18 protein-coding genes and 1 pseudogene are annotated in these 16991 nt (G+C 63.9%); 9 read left to right on the top strand and 10 right to left on the bottom strand.

Annotated elements, in window-relative coordinates; all coding sequences use genetic code 11:
- Positions 1-129: 129 nt before the first annotated feature.
- The 3 genes from ACOOEX_RS13060 to ACOOEX_RS13050 are packed head-to-tail and all read right to left on the bottom strand — an operon-like array spanning position 130 to position 2554.
- Positions 130-342 (bottom strand): hypothetical protein, encoded by a 213-nt coding sequence (locus tag ACOOEX_RS13060; RefSeq protein ID WP_420395235.1) that lies wholly within the window; start codon positions 340-342, stop codon positions 130-132.
- 9 nt (positions 343-351) lie between these two features.
- Complete coding sequence (locus ACOOEX_RS13055) at positions 352-2124, bottom strand: acyl-CoA dehydrogenase C-terminal domain-containing protein (RefSeq protein WP_420395234.1); 1773 nt, start codon at positions 2122-2124, stop codon at positions 352-354.
- A 31-nt stretch (positions 2125-2155) separates the two neighbouring features.
- Entirely contained in the window at positions 2156-2554 is a 399-nt protein-coding gene (locus tag ACOOEX_RS13050; protein WP_071690766.1) for a MerR family transcriptional regulator, read from the bottom strand.
- Positions 2555-2796: 242 nt separating this feature from the next.
- Here ACOOEX_RS13050 and ACOOEX_RS13045 point away from each other — a divergent pair, with 242 nt between their 5' ends.
- Positions 2797-4110, top strand: coding sequence for a glycosyltransferase family 61 protein (locus tag ACOOEX_RS13045; RefSeq protein ID WP_420395233.1), 1314 nt, complete (start codon positions 2797-2799; stop codon positions 4108-4110).
- 52 nt (positions 4111-4162) lie between these two features.
- Here ACOOEX_RS13045 and ACOOEX_RS13040 read toward each other — a convergent pair whose 3' ends face one another.
- On the bottom strand, positions 4163-4522 hold the full coding sequence (locus ACOOEX_RS13040) for a MerR family transcriptional regulator (protein ID WP_420395232.1): 360 nt from the start codon (positions 4520-4522) through the stop codon (positions 4163-4165).
- A 124-nt stretch (positions 4523-4646) separates the two neighbouring features.
- Between ACOOEX_RS13040 and ACOOEX_RS13035 the strand changes: the two genes are divergently transcribed.
- Genes ACOOEX_RS13035 through ACOOEX_RS13025 form a run of 3 tightly spaced genes read left to right on the top strand, consistent with a single transcriptional unit; the run spans position 4647 to position 6935 of the window.
- Positions 4647-5093: a PaaI family thioesterase gene (locus ACOOEX_RS13035; protein WP_420395231.1), complete on the top strand. Its 447-nt coding sequence runs from the start codon at positions 4647-4649 to the stop codon at positions 5091-5093.
- Positions 5090-5617: a PaaI family thioesterase gene (locus ACOOEX_RS13030; RefSeq protein ID WP_420395230.1), complete on the top strand. Its 528-nt coding sequence runs from the start codon at positions 5090-5092 to the stop codon at positions 5615-5617. The genes ACOOEX_RS13035 and ACOOEX_RS13030 overlap by 4 nt, the downstream gene beginning before the upstream one ends.
- Entirely contained in the window at positions 5607-6935 is a 1329-nt protein-coding gene (locus tag ACOOEX_RS13025) for an MATE family efflux transporter (RefSeq protein WP_420395229.1), read from the top strand. The genes ACOOEX_RS13030 and ACOOEX_RS13025 overlap by 11 nt, the downstream gene beginning before the upstream one ends.
- Positions 6936-7014: 79 nt before the next feature.
- Here ACOOEX_RS13025 and ACOOEX_RS13020 read toward each other — a convergent pair whose 3' ends face one another.
- The 3 genes and pseudogenes from ACOOEX_RS13020 to ACOOEX_RS13010 form a co-directional block, all read right to left on the bottom strand.
- Positions 7015-8073 (bottom strand): quinone-dependent dihydroorotate dehydrogenase, encoded by a 1059-nt coding sequence (locus ACOOEX_RS13020; RefSeq protein ID WP_420395228.1) that lies wholly within the window; start codon positions 8071-8073, stop codon positions 7015-7017.
- A complete protein-coding gene (locus ACOOEX_RS13015; RefSeq protein WP_420398373.1) occupies positions 8070-8399 on the bottom strand; it encodes a DUF1330 domain-containing protein in 330 nt (109 codons plus the stop codon). The genes ACOOEX_RS13020 and ACOOEX_RS13015 overlap by 4 nt, the downstream gene beginning before the upstream one ends.
- A gap of 99 nt (positions 8400-8498) precedes the next feature.
- Positions 8499-8831 (bottom strand): annotated as a pseudogene (locus ACOOEX_RS13010) (DUF952 domain-containing protein); the annotation flags it as partial.
- 123 nt (positions 8832-8954) lie between these two features.
- Here ACOOEX_RS13010 and ACOOEX_RS13005 point away from each other — a divergent pair.
- The 5 genes from ACOOEX_RS13005 (at position 8955) to ACOOEX_RS12985 (ending at position 14950) form a co-directional block, all read left to right on the top strand.
- Positions 8955-10559 (top strand): bifunctional metallophosphatase/5'-nucleotidase, encoded by a 1605-nt coding sequence (locus ACOOEX_RS13005; RefSeq protein ID WP_420395227.1) that lies wholly within the window; start codon positions 8955-8957, stop codon positions 10557-10559.
- 161 nt (positions 10560-10720) lie between these two features.
- Entirely contained in the window at positions 10721-10885 is a 165-nt protein-coding gene (locus tag ACOOEX_RS13000) for a hypothetical protein (protein ID WP_420395226.1), read from the top strand.
- A gap of 98 nt (positions 10886-10983) precedes the next feature.
- The gene (locus tag ACOOEX_RS12995) at positions 10984-11643 is read left to right on the top strand and encodes an SOS response-associated peptidase (RefSeq protein WP_420395225.1); all 660 of its coding nucleotides are present in this window, start codon (positions 10984-10986) and stop codon (positions 11641-11643) included.
- 64 nt (positions 11644-11707) lie between these two features.
- On the top strand, positions 11708-12586 hold the full coding sequence (locus tag ACOOEX_RS12990) for a DMT family transporter (protein WP_420395224.1): 879 nt from the start codon (positions 11708-11710) through the stop codon (positions 12584-12586).
- Positions 12587-12946: 360 nt separating this feature from the next.
- Positions 12947-14950 carry a hydantoinase/oxoprolinase N-terminal domain-containing protein gene (locus ACOOEX_RS12985; protein ID WP_420395223.1) on the top strand — a complete coding sequence of 668 codons (2004 nt, stop codon included), beginning with the start codon at positions 12947-12949 and terminating at the stop codon, positions 14948-14950.
- A gap of 2 nt (positions 14951-14952) precedes the next feature.
- Here the strand turns inward: ACOOEX_RS12985 and ACOOEX_RS12980 are convergent, their stop codons facing one another.
- Genes ACOOEX_RS12980 through ACOOEX_RS12970 form a run of 3 tightly spaced genes read right to left on the bottom strand, consistent with a single transcriptional unit; the run spans position 14953 to position 16988 of the window.
- Positions 14953-15294 (bottom strand): RidA family protein, encoded by a 342-nt coding sequence (locus ACOOEX_RS12980; RefSeq protein ID WP_420395222.1) that lies wholly within the window; start codon positions 15292-15294, stop codon positions 14953-14955.
- A gap of 1 nt (position 15295) precedes the next feature.
- Positions 15296-16696, bottom strand: coding sequence for an FAD-dependent oxidoreductase (locus tag ACOOEX_RS12975; RefSeq protein ID WP_420395221.1), 1401 nt, complete (start codon positions 16694-16696; stop codon positions 15296-15298).
- Entirely contained in the window at positions 16689-16988 is a 300-nt protein-coding gene (locus ACOOEX_RS12970; RefSeq protein WP_420395220.1) for a (2Fe-2S)-binding protein, read from the bottom strand. The genes ACOOEX_RS12975 and ACOOEX_RS12970 overlap by 8 nt, the downstream gene beginning before the upstream one ends.
- Positions 16989-16991: the final 3 nt, after the last annotated feature.

Here is a 16991-nt window from a genome sequence, read left to right as displayed (position 1 = left end):
CATCCTGTTTGCCATGTCGTCCTGTTGGCCCGGTTCGGGCTTCGAAACGATGGCTGGCAGATGGGATGTCTTACCCCTTCTTCTTTGCAAAAATACCCAAATCCTCCGCCCCAAGGCCCTTGCCGGACCTTACCGTTTTCGTGTTTCCAGTTCCGAATTGAACAGCCGGATGCGGTGGGTGAAATTGTCTTCATCCACCACGCTTTTCCAGTTCTCGAAGAGGAAAGACAGGAACTCCCCCTCGTCGAGCCCGGCCTCACCGGCCAGCGCCCTCAGCTTGCGATACCCGTCTTCGGACATCGCGATATTGGGGCGGCGGGTGAGGCGCAGGCGTTTGGGCATTGGTCCCTCTCAGAACTGGTCCGCGGTCAGGCCCATGACGGTGTCCGCACCGGACTGGATCCGCGCCAGATGCATGCCCGTGGCGGGCAGTTGGCGGGTCATGTAATAGCGCGCGGTCACGAGCTTCGTTTCATGAAAATCAGGGTCTGTGGTGCCGTTTGCAAGTGCCTCAAGCGAGGTTTTCGCCATCCGCGCCCACATCAGGGCGAGGCAGACATGGCCCATCATATGCATGAAGTCGGTCGAACCGGCGAGGGCGGCGTTGGGGTTTTTCATGCCGTTCTGCATGAAGAACATGCCGGCGGCCTGAAGGTCTTTCGACGCCTGCTTGAGCGGGGCCACATAGGGCTCCATCGCCTCGTCGCCATTGTCCTTGCAGAAGGCTTTGACCATCTCGAAGAAGGCCATCACGTGCTTTCCGCCATCGGCCGCGAGCTTGCGGCCCACGAGGTCGAGCGCCTGAACGCCATTGGCGCCTTCGTAGATCATCGCGATGCGGGCGTCGCGGGTGAACTGCGACATGCCCCATTCCTCGATATAGCCATGGCCGCCATAGACCTGCTGGGCCTGCACGGTCATGTCATAGCCCTTGTCGGTCAGGAAACCCTTGATGACCGGGGTCATCAGCGAGATCAGCCCGTCGGCATCGGCGTCGCCCCCGCGATGGGCCTGGTCGATCAGGGTGGCGCCCCAGAGCGTGAAGGCGCGCGCGCCCTCGGTGAAGCTTTTCTGATCCATCAGGTTGCGGCGGATATCGGGATGCACGATCAGCGGATCGGCGGGGCCGTCGGGGTTCTCCACGCCAGTGACAGCGCGGCCCTGAAGCCGGTCCTTGGCATAGGCCAGTGCGTTCTGATAGGCCACTTCGGCCTGCGCCAGACCTTGCATGCCGACGCCGATGCGGGCCTCGTTCATCATGGTGAACATGGCGCGCATGCCCTTGTGCTCGGTGCCCAGAAGCCAGCCCTTGGCCCCGTCATAATTCATGACGCAGGTGGAATTGCCGTGGATGCCCATTTTCTCTTCGATCTTGCCGCAGGCCACGCCATTGCGCGCGCCGAGGCTGCCATCCTCGTTCACGAGGAACTTGGGCACGATGAAGAGCGACACGCCCTTGATGCCCTCGGGGCCGCCGGGGATCTTGGCCAAAACGAGGTGGATGATGTTGTCGGACATATCATGTTCACCGGCCGAGATGAAGATCTTCTGCCCGGTGATGGCGTAGCTGCCATCGTCCTGCGGATCTGCCTTGGTGCGCATCAGGCCCAGATCGGTGCCGCAATGGGGCTCGGTCAGGTTCATGGTGCCGGTCCACTCGCAGGCGATCATCTTGGGCAGATAGGTCGCCTTCTGCTCGTCAGAACCATGGGCCAGGATCGCAGAGGCCGCGCCATGGGTCAGGCCCTGATACATCGCGAAGGCCTGGTTGGAGGCTGCGAACATTTCCAGCGTGGCCGCGCCCATGACGAAGGGCATGTTCTGGCCGCCGAACTCCTCGGGCATGTCCAGCCCCGGCCAACCACCTTCGCGGACCTGATCGAAGGCCGCCTTGAACCCGGTGGGGGTGCGCACGACGCCGTTTTCCAGAACGCAGCCCTCGGTGTCGCCGACGACGTTGAGGGGGGCGAGGACTTCGGAATTCAGCTTGCCGCATTCTTCCAGAATGGCAGCGGTGAAATCGCGCTCCAGCTCGTCATAGCCGGGGATGGATTGTTCGGTCACCTTCAGCACGTCGTGCAGGATGAATTGCATGTCCTTGGTGGGGGCGGTGTAGCTTGGCATCTGGTCCTCCCGAAGAAGCAGAAAAGGGGTGTCAGGCTGATTTCTGGCCGCCGGACAGGCTGGCCAGCATGTCATCGACCATGCCCATCTGAGATTTCATCTCGTCGATGGCATCGTCCAGTTCGGCGCGGCGGCGTTCCAGGTCATCGAGCCGTTCGCGCGCCACTTCGAGCGTGCGCTTGAGCTGCGTTTCCTGTTGGTCGCCGACATAGTAGAGTTCCAGAAGCTGCCGGATTTCCTCCAGCGAGAAGCCGAAGCGCTTGCCGCGCAGGATCAGCTTCAGCCGCGCCCGGTCGCGTCGGGTGAACAGCCGTTTCTGGCCTTCGCGGATCGGGAAAAGCAGTTCCTTGGACTCGTAAAAGCGCAAGGTGCGCGGCGTCACATCGAACGCATCGCACATCTCGCGGATCGACATGGTTTCGGGATCCATGAGGTCACCTATGGTCATAAACATCGTTGCGTGGGTCCCGATTTGCGATTCTCGGGCACAGCTTACAAGAGAAGTTTACGTTAACGTAAAAGAGACGTCGCGTCACTTTTAAAATTGACCGCGCGTCAGCGGATTTTTGCGCGACTCCTGCCACCGCTGCGCAATACCCGGTGACGCCAACCTGTCCCGGAACCCGCCGATTCTATCGGCTTCAAACAGGGGATGTGTGGACGCAGGACGCGTTGGAAACGCCGTTCGAAGATGGCCTGTCGCGCGACTTGCTTTCGATTATCGGGCGCAGTAGCGTGCGGCATCAGATTGATCTTAAGGTCTTCACGATTTTGATACAGATCGCCAAACGGGTTTTCTCCCGCGCGGTAAAGCGCCTGGGTATCTCGTACAAGCTTGGGACGCACTTGCATTTGGCGCCGATCAATTGGCTTCGGAATGATGCGGGCATGCCGCCCATGCCGTTCAATCAACCGTCTCTTGTTCTTCCCCATCTGGCCAATAGGCCCCGCTGGTCACATCTGAAGGATCTGCAAGAGGCAGACCTCTGCGCCCACGCCAAGCCACTGGATCGGGCCATTGATCCGCTTCCGACCTCCATCGCCGAGCCATTTGCGCAGGCCCCTAAGATCGCACGCCTGCATCTTGCCGGGCCGCAGCAGGTGAAAACGGCAAGGGTGCATGTTTTCCAGGATGTTCTGTTTGCCAATCGCGGAGATCGCTTCTGTATCATGCGTGGCGACCATGTTGATGCCCAATCCACGGCTCTGCCCGGCCCGGCGATGGCGCATCAGATCGCTGCGGGAAGGGTGACGCCGATCGAGGTGATGGCCTATTGCGGCGACCGCCATAACCCTGGAAATCCGGCGCATTTCGTCGCCGATCAACTGAGCAGGGGGCTGATCCTGCGTGACACCTATGGCGTGGCGTCTGAAGACATCTATCTGCCCGAAACCTCGGCCCCGCTGAACCAAGTGATGCAGCATGCCCTTGATCCCGGGTTTCAGACGGCACGCCCGGGTCATGTCTACAGCGTTGGCACTCTGGTGATGAGCAGCGATTCACTGGGCGCGCACAGCCACAGTCACCCGTTCCACTATTGTGATGCAGAGCTGATGGCGGAAATGGCAGCCGCTGCTGAGCGTGCGGTCGGAGCTGCTTCGGATCATGGCAGGAAAATCTACCTTTCGCGCATGGGAATGCGCCGGAGGCCGTTAAGCAATGAAGCCGAGTTGCAGGCCGCATTGGAGGCCGAAGGATTCACCACGATCCGGATGGAGGCGCTGGACGGCGTCGGCCAGCTTGTGGCCATCATGGGAGCCGATGTCATCGTTGCGCCTCATGGGGGTGCGCTGACCTCGCTCTTCGCGGCAAAGCCCGGATCGCGCTGCATCGAGATGTTCCATCCGCAAAAGGGAACAGCGGCCTTTGCAATGATTGCCGCCCGACGCGGCCTGAACTATGCGCCTGTATTCGGAGAACCGCTGTCAGGCGATGCCTGGCGCGTCGACATCCCCGAGGTTCTCGCGGCGATCCGCGGGGACTAGATCGACCGATGCGTGGTCAGCCTTTCAGGGCATTCGGATTGCTTGCCTGCCTCTATTTGAAAACATCGCGCATGCGTTCCAGTTCGACGATGATCTCGTCCAGTTCGTCCCGGCGGCTGCGCAGCTCGTCCAGCTGCTTGCCGGCCATTTCCATCCAGACCTTGCGCTGAAGGCGCTGTTCGGGATCGGCGTTGTATAGCTCCAGCCACTGGCGCAGCTCTTCCAGCTTGAAGCCAAAACGGCGGCCGCGCAGGATCAGGGTCATGCGCGCAACCTCGCGCGGGCCGTAAAAGCGCTGGCGGCCCTCCTTTTCGGGAAACAGAAGCTCGATATATTCATAGTGCCGCAACGTGCGCGGGGTCACGTCGAACCGTTCGCACATTTCTTTGAATGTCAGCCGTTCCTCAGCCATGGTCGTTCCGATTGAACCCTGTCTTGTGCCGTAACGGGATTTTGCATCAGGCTTGCGGGGAATGCAAAACCGTGTTCCCTGTTTTCCTACCCTGACCCCGTCAAGGCAAGCAAAGAGGCACCCCATGACGCTGAAAGCCGGCGAAAAGGCCCGCATCGCCAAGCAATTTATCGAGGCGATCCCGTTTTCCAAGGCTTTGGGGATGAGTCTCGATGATATCGGCGACGGGTTTGCGGTGATCTCGATGCCCTGGTCCGAGGATCTGGTGGGCGATCCGCACAGCGGTGTCATTCACGGCGGTGCCGTCTCGGCCTTGATGGACACCTGCGGTGGCGCGGCGGTGATGAGCCACCCGGACGCCCCGGCAGGCACCGCGACGATTGATCTGCGCATCGACTACATGCGCCCGGCGACCCCAGGTCAGCGGATCATCGCGCGGGCGGAATGCTATAATGTCACCCGCTCGGTTGGCTTCGTGCGCGCCAGTGCCTTTGACGAGGATGAGGATCGGCCCGTGGCCACCGCCGCCGGGGCCTTTACCGTGGAACGCCCGAAGGAGGCCAAGGCATGACCCGCCCCCGCCCCGAACCCGTTCAGGTCGTCAAGGAACGCCGCGACCGCGCGCTGGAGTTGCTGGTGAAGGGCGTGCCCTATGCCCGCTTCATGGGCATCGAGTTCGACCGGCGCGGCGATGAGCTGACCGCGATCATGCATTATGACGAGAAGCTCATTGGCAACCCGTTCCTGCCAGCACTGCATGGGGGGGCGATTGCCTCCTTCCTGGAGATGACCGCGATCATCGGGCTGAGCTGGCAGACCCTGTGGGATGACATCGAAACCGGTCGCACCGCCGCCGAGGATCTGTCTCCCGAGACCATGCCGCGCCTGCCCAAGACCATCGACTTCACCGTCGATTACCTGCGCGCCGGGCTGCCGCGCGATGCCTATGCGCGGGCACGGGTGAACCGGTCGGGCCGCCGCTATGCCAGTGTGCATGTGGAGGCCTGGCAGGACAATCGCGACAAGCTGTTTGCGCAGGCAACCGGGCATTTCCTGATGCCGTCGAAAAACGGCAACGGGGCGCATGTTGGCTGAGACCGGCGGCAGGGCTGACGCCATTTCCCACAAACGCGTTCTGAAGATCGCGCTGCCGATCATGCTGGCCAATGTGACGGTGCCCATTCTGGGCGCGGTCGATACCGGCGTGGTGGGGCAGATCCCTGAAGCCGCGCCGATTGCCGCCGTGGGGGTGGGCGCCATCGTGCTGTCCGCCATCTACTGGATCTTCGGGTTCCTGCGCATGGGCACCACCGGGCTGACCGCGCAGGCGGCGGGCGAGGGTAATGGGCCTGAGGTCGTGGCGCTGCTGACCCGGGCGCTGATGATTGCCTTGGCCGGAGGGCTGGTGCTGATCGTCCTGCAGCGGCTCCTATTCGCAGGGGCGTTCTGGGTGACGCCTGCCAGTGACGAGGTCGAGGGGCTGGCGCGTGGCTATATGGCGATCCGTATCTGGTCGGCCCCTGCGGCGATTGCCATGTACGGGATCACCGGCTGGCTGATCGCGCAGGAGCGGACTCGCGGTGTCTTGGGGCTGCAACTGTGGATCAACGGGGTGAACGTGGTTCTGGACCTCGTTTTTGTCCTGCAACTGGGCTGGGGGGTGGAGGGCGTGGCCTTCGCCACCTTCATCGCGGAATGGTCTGGATTGGCTGTCGGGCTGTGGCTGTGCCGGGGGGCGTTCACCGGGCCGGGCTGGCAGGACTGGGGCCGGGTCTTAGACCGCGTTCGGCTGAAGCGCATGGCGGTGGTGAATACCGATATCATGATCCGCTCGTTGCTGTTGCAGACGATTTTCGTCTCGTTCCTGCTGCTCGGTGGCCGGTTCGGGGATGTGACGCTGGCCGCCAACCAGGTGCTGCTGCAATTTCTGCATATCACGGGGTATGCGCTCGATGGCTATGCCTTCGCCGCCGAGGCGCTGGTGGGGCAGGCCTTCGGAGCCGGACGGCGGGGGTTGCTGCGCAAGGCGGCGATCCGCAGCTCGGCCTGGGCCACGGGCACGGCTGTGCTGCTGGCCATCGGGTTCGCGGTGCTGGGGCCATGGCTGATTGGTGTCATGGCCAAGGATGCGGAGGTGCAGGCCGAGGCGTTGCAGTACCTGCCCTGGATGGTTGCCGGGCCGATCAGTTTCCTGGGGTTGATCATGTTCGACGGGATCTTCATTGGCGCCACGCGGTCCGCCGATATGCGCAACATGATGATCGTCTCGGCGCTGATCTATTACGCGGCATTGTGGCTGTTACTGGAGCCTATGGGAAACCACGGGTTGTGGCTGGCGCTGCACATCTCGTTCATCGCGCGTGGCGTTACGCTTGGCGCCCGTTACCCGGCCCTGGAACGCGCCGTGGGCTAGGCGCGGGGAAGGATTTTCGAAAATCCTTTCAACAAAAATCTTCGAAGATTATTTCACCGCCCGGCCGCAATCGCAGTGTTCAAATCCAGTCGCTGCGCCCGGTTGCCACGGCCTCGGCCACCGTCGCGAACCCGTCGCGCGCCAGCAACTCATCCAGCCCGCGCGCGATTTCTGCGGCCAGCGACAACCCGCCATAGACCAGCGCTGTATAGAGCTGAACGGCAGAGGCCCCGGCGCGGATTTTCTGATAGGCCTGTTCCGCCGACCCCACGCCGCCCACACCAATAAGCGGCAGCTTGCCCTCAGTCAGCTGCGAGAGCCGCGCCAGAACCCGCGTGCTCATCTCGAACAGGGGTTGGCCGGACAGCCCACCCATCTCGTCCCGATGTGCGCTTTGCAAGCCATCGCGGGACTTCGTCGTGTTGGTGGCGATGATGCCCGAGAGACCGGAGCTGAGCGCGACGTCTGCGATATCCTCTATCTCGGATGGGTCCAGATCGGGGGCGATCTTGAGGAAGATGGGGATCGGAACCGCCAGACCCGCGCGCGCCTCCATCACGCCCGCGAGCAGCGCCTCCAGCGCCGCCTTGCCCTGCAGGTCGCGCAGGTTCTCGGTATTGGGGGAGGAGACGTTGACGGTGGCGAAATCCACATGCGGGCCGCAGCAGGTCAGGACATGGGCGAAATCGGCGGACCGGTCGTCGCTGTCCTTGTTCGCGCCAAGGTTCAGGCCAACGATCGCGCCCTTGGGCCGGGTGGCCAATCGGGCGGCAATCACCTCCATACCGTCATTGTTGAAGCCGAAGCGGTTGATCGCGGCGCGGTCCTCGCTCAGGCGGAAGAGGCGCGGTTTCGGGTTTCCGGGCTGGGGGCGGGGGGTGGCGGCGCCGACCTCGATAAAGCCAAAGCCCGCGCGGGCGAGCGGTGCGAGCGCGGTTGCGTTCTTGTCGAACCCCGCCGCAAGACCGACGGGGTTGGGAAGGTCGAGCCCGGCCACCGTAGTGCGCAGACGGTCAGAGGTTACGCTGCCGGGCAGGGGGGAGAGCCCCATCCCAAGGGCCTTCAGGGCCAGCCCGTGGGCGGCTTCCGGGTCCATCCGGCGCATCAGCGCCATGCCCATGGTTTCAATCACACTCATCCGAAGCTTGCTCCACCCACTTGCGGTTGGCAGCGGATCAGTCGCGAGGTTCTGACCGCAGCCTGCCGATGCACGACGGCAACCCGGTAGGCGGGGTCCGTCACCATTTCCAGAAATGCGTGGGCCGAGGGGTAACGCGCGACGAAACAGAGATCCCAGGCCTCGCCCTCGGGCCCGATCAGCACCGATTGGAAGCCGCCGCGCCAGACGATACTGCCGCCAAGCCGGGCGAGGATCGGGGCGGTATCGCGCCCGTAGTTGGCGTAGGCGTCCGCCCCGGTGAGGCTTCGGCCATGCAACTCATGGCCCTCCGGGTAAACCGCCATCTCGCGTAGGCGCACCAGGTTCAGCATCTCGATCGGGTGATGGCGATCCAGTGCCTTGAAAGCGTCGAACTGAATCCGGGTGGGGTCGATATGGCCCAGGACCTCCTCGGGGAATTGATGCGTGCCATCCAGAAGGGGCAGGGGCTTCACCCAATGCACATCCGCCAGCCGCAAGGGCGCGTAGAGATGCGGAAACAGCGCCCCCCCGCGCGAGACCTCCCATTTCAGCGCATCGCCCAGGGCATCTGCCTCCAGAGCCAGCAAAACCAGCCCGTCCGCCCCCGCAAAGTGCTTGGCGGCGGTCTCGGCAGCCTGTTCGGCGGTGGAAAAATGCACGAAGCCGTCGGCGATATCCACAGGCGCCCCGGCGCTTTCGCCCTTGGCCTGCAACTCGGCCCATTCCGGGGCCCGGAGGATCTTGTAAATCAGCATGGGCCGCACTTGGCCCGAGAGCGACCCGGCGTCAAGTGTCACATCATGGTCATCGACCCCCTTTACTTGCGCGATGGCCCCCGCCAAGCTGTGGGGATAACAATAGACAGGGAGTCTTTTCCGATGTTTGCTCGAATCCTGTGTTCGACGGCCATGCTCGTTGCCCTTGGCACCACAGCCTCCGCCGACGTGACCCTTCATATTCTCCATATCAACGACCTTCACAGCCGCATCCAGCCGATCAACCGCTTCGACAGCACCTGTAGCGCCGAGGATGACGAGGCCGGCGAATGCTTCGGCGGTGTGGCGCGGGTGGCCACCGCCATCAACACCCTGCGCGACGAACTGACCGCGGCGGGCGAGAATGTCATCGTCATGGATGCGGGCGACCAGTTCCAGGGCTCGCTGATGTACACGACCTTCAAGGGCGATGTGGAAGCCGAGATGATGGAAGCCATCGGCTTTGACGTCATGGCCGTGGGCAACCACGAGTTCGACGACGGCCCCGGCAACTTCCGCCGCTTCCTCGACACGGTCAGCTTCCCGGTGATCTCGGGCAATCTCGACCTCAGCCAGTCCGAGGAGCTGAATGGCGAAGTGGAAAGCTATGTCGTTCTCGACGTCAATGGCCACCAGGTTGGCGTGATCTCGGCACTGGCGACGGATACGGCGGAAACCTCTAGCCCCGGCCCGAACGTGATCTTCCAGGACGAGATCGACGCGATCCAGTCCGATGTGGATGAGCTGACCGAGATGGGCGTTGGCATGATCATCGCGCTGACCCATGTGGGTCTGCCGCAGGACATGCGGATTGCGGAAGCCGTGACTGGGCTCGACCTGATCGTGGGCGGCCATTCGCATACCTACCTGTCGGCGGATGATCCCGACCGGCACGGGCCTTATCCGACCTGGGTCGATGGTCCCGATGGCGCGATGGTGCCAATCGTGCAGGCCTATGCCTATTCCAAGTATCTTGGCCACCTTGAGGTGACCTTCGACGATGACGGCAACCTGATCTTCGCCGATGGCAACACCATGGTGCTGGATGCCGCGGTCGAGCCCGATGCCGCCATTGCGGCGCGTGTGGCAGAACTGGCGGCCCCGATCGAGGAAGCCATGGCCGAAGTTGTGGCCGAGGCTGCCGACGTGATCGACGGCTCTCGCGACAACTGCCGGGCCCGCGAATGCCATATGGGTGTTCTGGTGGCGACGGCCATGCTGGAACGCACCCGTGATCAGGGCATCGACGTGGCGATCCAGAACGGCGGCGGTCTGCGTGCGTCTATTGATGCAGGTGAGATCACCATGGGTGAGGTCTTTACGGTTCTGCCCTTCCAGAACACCGTGGCCACCTTCCAGCTGACCGGTGCAGGCATCATCGCCGCGCTTGAAAATGGCGTCAGCCAGGTCGAGGACGGCGCAGGTCGTTTCCCGCAGGTTGCCGGCATGCGCTACACGTGGAACCCGGCGGGCGAGCCCGGCAGCCGCATTGTTTCGGTCGAGATCGAAACCGCCGATGGGTTCGTACCGATTGACCCCGAGGCAACCTATGGCGTCGTGTCGAACAACTACATGCGCTCGGGCGGTGACGGGTATCGCGTCTTCTCTTCCGACGGGATGAACGCCTATGACTTCGGTCCTGGTCTGGAACAGGTGGTGGCCGACTACCTGGCCGAAAACAGCCCTTATATGCCGACCCTCGAAGGCCGGATCATCGAGGCTGAATAAGCGATAACGCATCGCAGGAAAGGGGCCGGGCAGGCGACTGCCCGGCCCTTTTTGCTGCCATGCAGCATTTGCATTGCGGCCCTGGTATCTTGTCAGTTGTCGTTTCTGTTGGCGCTAACATATTGGGGATATCGAAACGCAAAACCTGAAGGGAGTTACCGATGTCCTTCGCTCATACCAAACTTGTCGAAGATGTCTGCAAATACGCCGCCTACCGCCGCACCCTGCGCGAGTTGAGCACAATGCCGCTGGAAACCCGGCTCGACCTCGACATCTATTCCGGCGATATCCGCAAGATCGCGCATAAGGCCGTTTACGGCGCCTGATCCTTCAGGACACGAGACCAGATGAGGGCCGGGCATCCGCTCGGCCTTTTGCATTCGGCCTGCTTGCAGGGGCGGCAAAGCGCGCCTAACGTCTGCCCATGTGCGGACGCATGACCATCACCCACAAGGTCGACGCGATGGCGCGGTTCGTATCTGCCGCACCTGCCAATGACCTGCCGGACGGACCGCGGTTCAACGTCTGTCCGACGCAGGCCGTCGGCGTGGTGACCTATGCCGAGGGGTCGCGGCTGTATCGCCCCATGCGCTGGGGCTTTCTGCCGCGTTGGTACAAATCCCCCACGGACGGGCCGCTGCTGATCAACGCGCGCGCGGAGACCATCGCCGAAAAGCCCGCCTTCCGGGACGCATGCCGCCAACGTCGCTGTCTTGTGCTTGCGACGGGGTTTTATGAATGGACCAAGGATGCGGGTGGCAGGCGATTGCCGTGGTATATCCGGCCAAGGGATGGCGATCCGCTGGTTCTGGCGGGCATCTGGCAGGATTGGGTGCAGGGGGAAAATGCGTTCACCACATTTGCCATTGTCACCTGTCCGGCGGGGGAGGGCCTGAGCCATATTCACCATCGCGAACCGGTCAGCCTGGCGCGCGAGGATTGGGGCATGTGGCTGGGGGAAGAGGGCAAGGGGGCCGCGCTGCTGATGAAGGCTGCCCCGCCCGACCGGTTCGAAAGCTCTCGCGTCGATCCGAAGGTTAATTCCAACCGGGCCGAGGGACCGGATCTGATCGAACCGATCTGAGCCATCTTGCCGGATCAGGTGCCTGTTGCTAGGGCGAAGGGCAGCTTTCGAAAGGCCCCCGCCCATGTCCCGCAACAGTGCCACCGGTATCGGTTTCATCGCCATTCTTCTCTGGGCGCTGCTGGCCTATTTCACTGCGGAAAGCGGGCAGGTGCCGCCCTTTCAACTGACCGCGATGAGCTTTGGCATCGGCGGGCTGGCCGGGGTGCTGACATGGGTCGTTCGCCCGCAGGGCATAGCCGCCTTGCGTCAACCGGCGAAGGTCTGGGCGCTTGGGATCGTCGGGCTCTTCGGCTACCATTTCCTCTATTTCACGGCCCTTCGGAACGCGCCCACGGTGGATGCGAGCCTGATCGCCTATCTTTGGCCGCTGCTGATCGTTCTCTTGTCCGCCCTCGGACCCGGTGAACGGCTGGGGCTGCATCACATCATCGGGGCGCTGATGGGATTTGCAGGCGCGGTGCTGATCGTCACGCGCGGACAGGGGATCGCGCTCAACCCCGACTACGCCTTCGGCTATGGCATCGCCTTTCTGGCCGCCTTCTTCTGGTCCTCCTATTCGGTGCTGTCGCGCCGCTTTCGCGAGGTGCCGACCGATGTGGTGACGGGGTTCTGCCTTGTGACCGCGCTGTTGGCCACGGGCGCCCATCTGATGCTGGAGGACACGGTCTGGCCGCAGGGCGCGGGCGAGTGGCTGGCGGTCGCGGGCCTTGGGATCGGGCCGGTCGGGCTGGCCTTCTTCGTCTGGGATATCGGCGTGAAACATGGCGATATCCAGGTGCTTGGCGCGGCGAGCTATTCGGCGCCGTTGCTGTCTACGCTGCTGTTGGTCGCGCTTGGGGCAAGCCCCTTTACCTGGGTCATCGCCATTGCCTGCCTGTTGATCACTCTGGGGGCCACGGTTGCGGCAAAGGACATGATCCTTCGGCGCAAACCCCGATAGAAACAGGCCGCCCACAAGGGGCGGCCCAGTGTCAGTCCAGGGAGGAAATATTTGGACGGCTGCTCGATCATTGTTGATTCTTTTCCGTCTCGTAAACAATAGCAATCAATAATGGCCGAAATGGGGCGATTGTTTCCACTTTCGGTTTGATGCGAATCCGCTGCCCATTCCGCGTGGTGGATATCCTGTATCGCCGGTGCTGCGTTGCCTGCGCCTCTCTGGTGCCAGTGACCCGGCCGGGGGCTGAAACCGCTGCCCATTTCCGACAGCTTTCCCGCCCCGAGGTCGCAGAAGACCCGTGACGGCGGGCCAGTCCTGTCCTATCTGCCGTAAGGCGAACAGGACGGAAGGAAGAGGGTCATGGCCTATCTGCTCGGTGTGGACACGGGCGGCACCTATACGGATGCAGCGATCATCGACGAGGCGGCGCAAAGCGTTATCGGTGCGGCCAAATCCCTGACCACCCGGCACGATCTGGCCATCGGCATCGGCGGCGCGGTGGATGCGGCGCTGGAAGGGGCCGGGATCGGGGCCGATCAGATCGCGCTGGTGTCGCTGTCGACAACACTCGCCACCAATGCACTGGTTGAAGGGCAGGGCGGGCGCGTAGCGCTGGTCTCGATCGGGTTCACGGAAAAGGATCTCGACCGGGGCGGGCTGACCGAGGCGCTTGGGCGGGACCCTCTGGTGTCAGTTGCGGGGGGGCATGGTCATGACGGACGAGAGGCCGCCGCACTGGACGAGGCCGCGCTTTTGGCAGAGGTGATCCGGCTCAAATCAGAGGTGGAAGCCTTCGCCGTCGTCTCCCGCTTCGCCACCCGCAACCCCGCCCATGAAAAGCGCGCGCGCGACCTGATCGCGCGGGAAACCGGGCGGCCCGTGACCTGTTCCTATCAGCTGTCGGCCAAGCTCAATGGCCCCAAACGAGCGCTGACGGCGCTGCTGAATGCACGGCTCGTCGGCTCCATCGCGCGGCTGGTGGCGGCCTGCGAGCGGCATCTGGCGAAGCTGGGGATTTCCGTGCCGCTGATGGTGGTGCGGGGGGACGGGGCGCTGATTTCGGCGGCCATGGTCAAGGAACGGCCTATTGAAACCATCCTTTCCGGTCCCGCCGCCAGCCTTGTCGGTGCGCGCTGGCTGACCGGGGAGCGCGATGCGCTGGTCTCTGACATCGGCGGCACCACCACCGACGTGGCGCTCCTGCGCGATGGATTGCCAGAGATCGACCCCGAGGGTGCACTGGTTGGCGGCTTCCGCACCATGGTCGAGGCGGTGGCGATGCGCACCACCGGGCTTGGCGGCGACAGCGAGGTGCATGTTCTGTCCGAGGGCTTGCAGGGCGGCGTGCGGCTCGGCCCCCGGCGGTTGATGCCGCTGTCATTGCTGGCCCATGACCACCCAGACATGGTGATCGAGGCGCTGGAAAAGGCGCTGAATGCCGAGGTTGCGCTGGACTATGCCGGCCGCTTCGTGGTGCCGATGGCGGGCGATCCGGCTGGCCTGCCGCCTCGTGATGCGGCGCTGCTGGAGCGGATCACCGGCCCGATGCCGGTGCAGGGCCTGTTGAAATCCCGGCTGGAAGGCGCGGCGCTGGACCGGCTGGTGGCCCGCGGGCTGGTGATGCTGTCGGGTGTCACGCCGTCGGATGCCAGCCACGTTCTGGGCACCCTCACGGATTGGAATACGGAGGCTGCCCGTCTGGGGCTGGAGCTGATGGCGCGCAAGCGCGGGGGCAGTGGTAACCGGCTGGCCAATGGGGCCGAAACACTCGCCCGGATCATCGTCGATCAGCTGACAGAACAGACCGTAGATTGCCTGCTGGAAGCAGCCTTTGCCGAGGATCGCGCATTTGCCGACCATGCCCCGGCCACCTTGGCTCGCCACGTTTTGACCCGCTCGGGCCTGACCCCGCATCGGGGGATCGTGGAATTGACCACGCGGATCGGGGTGCCGGTCATCGGGCTCGGGGCGTCGGCCCCCAACTATTACCGTGCGGTTGGCGAGCGGCTCGATTGTCGTATGATCCTGCCGGAACATGCCGGTGTCGCCAACGCCATCGGCGCGGTGGTGGGGCAGGTGCGGCAGGTGGTGTCTGGCGTCGTGACCAGCGCGGGCGAGCGCCGGTATACCGTGCATCTGCCGGAAGGGCCGACCCTGTTCGCGGACCGCGACGCGGCGCTCGATGCCCTACAGGCAACCCTGTCGGATCAGGCCAGCGACCGGGCGAGACGCGCCGGGGCAGAGGACCTGACCCTGACCCATAGCCGCAACGTCCGCGAGGTCGAGATCGAGGGAAGGTCGATGTTCGTAGAGGCGGAAGTGACCGTCACGGCCACCGGCCGCCCCCGCATCGCCCATGGCTGAGATCAGTCGCAGGCGGCTGTGACAATCACCTCGACCTTCAGCACGTCGCGGGCGAGCTTTGCTTCGCCGCAGGCGCGGGCGGGCGCGTGGCCCTCGGGCACCCAAACATCCCAGACGGCGTTCATCTCGGCGAAATCGGCCATGTCCGACAGCCACACGATGGCCTGAAGGATACGGTCGCGCGACGATCCGGCCTGTTCCAGCAGGGCGTCCACACGCGCAAGGCAATCCTCGGTCTGTTCGGTCACGCTGTCGCCTGCGCCGACCTGACCACAGAGGTAGGCAACGCCGTTATGTTTGACGATTTTGCTCATGCGCTGGCCGGTCTCGATCCGCTCGATCATATCATTCTCCTTCCGGGTCCGTTGCCCCTGTCTCGGCCATTGCCGCGAGTTCCGCAAGGGTCACAGGTTTCAGGGGCGGGCGGATGCGATAATAGCCGGTGACATCAGGGCTTTGCCCGGTCGTATCGGACAGGATGGCTGTCACCATCAGCCCGCAATAGCGACCCTGACAGGGCCCCATGCCCGCACGGGTGAAGCTTTTGGCCTGATTGGGGCCAAGGCAGCCGAGCTTGGCCGTGCGCCGGATCTCGCCTGCCGTGACCTCCTCGCAGCGGCAGATGAGTGTGCTGTCGGCCGGGGCGAGCGCTTCCGCAAAGGGGGGATAGGCTGCGTCAAGGAAAGGTCGAATGGCCAGCTCACCCGACCGGGCGCGGAAGAGCGTCTTGGCCCGGCTGTCCCGCTCTGCCGCTGTCAGGTGCCCGGCCTCCTCCGCCAGTTTCAGCGCCGCCAGACGACCCGCGATTTCAGCCGCCATCGCCCCGCCGATCCCGGCCCCGTCGCCTGCAATGAAGACGCCGGGTCGGTCGGTGCTGCCCCACCTGTCCAGAACCGGGGTGAAGGCCTGTTGTGCGCTGGACCATCGGTGGCTGACCCCAAGGGAGCGGGCCACTTGCGTGTTCGGCACAACGCCATGATGCAGCAGGACCGTGTCGCAGGCGATGCGGTGATCCTCGCCCCCTGAACGGAAACAGAGGGCCTCGGCCTTGTCCGTGCCCTCCACCTTCAGCCTGTCTGCCCCGGTGACCTGTTTCACCCCGGCGCGGCGAAGCTCCAGCAGCAGCCCAAGCCCCTTCGCCAGACCACGCCAGCCTCGCAGGGCGCCGGGCAGGTGCCGCATGGCGCGCGTCAGATCACGGCGCGTTTGCGTTTCGACAAGCGCCAGCGGCGGATACCCGGCCCGGACCATCTGCGCCGCGACGAGGTAGATCAGCGGCCCGCTGCCGGCCAAAACCGCCCGGTGTGGTACAATGCCTGAGCCTTTCAGCAGGATTTGCGCAGCGCCTGCGGTCATGACGCCGGGCAGGGTCCAGCCGGGCAGGGGCACGGGGCGTTCCAGCGCGCCGGTGGCGATGAGCACCCTTTGCGCGCTTGCCTGAGCGGCGGTGCCATTGGCGGTGTAGGACAGCCGGAACCCGTCTTCGACGGCCCAGACAACGGCCCCGTGGATGTGTTGTACGCCGCTCTCGGCCAATGCTGTCGTCAGGCCCCTGCCGTGGGAATAGTCCGCCCCCAGAATGCGGGCGCGATCCGGTCTGAGACGGGTCACATCGCGGTAGATCTGGCCGCCGGGCCGGGGCTGCTCGTCCAGCAAGACCACGCGCAGGCCCGCCTTTTCGGCGACAACAGCCGCCGCCATCCCAGCCGGGCCTGCCCCGATGATCGCAAGATCGACCTCAGCCATGGGTGGTCCCTTTGGGGCGTGTTATCACCATTCCTTCGGTCACAGGCAGCATGCAGGCCTGACGCTGGATGCCGTCGATCTGCAGCAGGCAGTCGAAACAGGCCCCCATCATGCAAAACGGTGCACGGGGGACACCGGAGACTGGCGTCTCGCGAAAGCTCCGGACCCCGGCGGCCAGTAGCGATGCGGCCAGGTTTTCGCCCTCGGGCAGCATCAGTTCCGTGCCATCGAGTTGCACGGAGACGAGCCGTTCCGGACGGGACAAAGCAACAAAGGGGCTGTCGGCGGGCATGAC

Origin of the sequence: Nioella sp., assembly GCF_965215655.1 — a bacterium.
GTDB lineage: Bacteria > Pseudomonadota > Alphaproteobacteria > Rhodobacterales > Rhodobacteraceae > Nioella.
The sequence above is the reverse complement of the archived record's forward strand: the minus strand, read 5'-3'. Positions and strand labels throughout refer to the sequence as shown.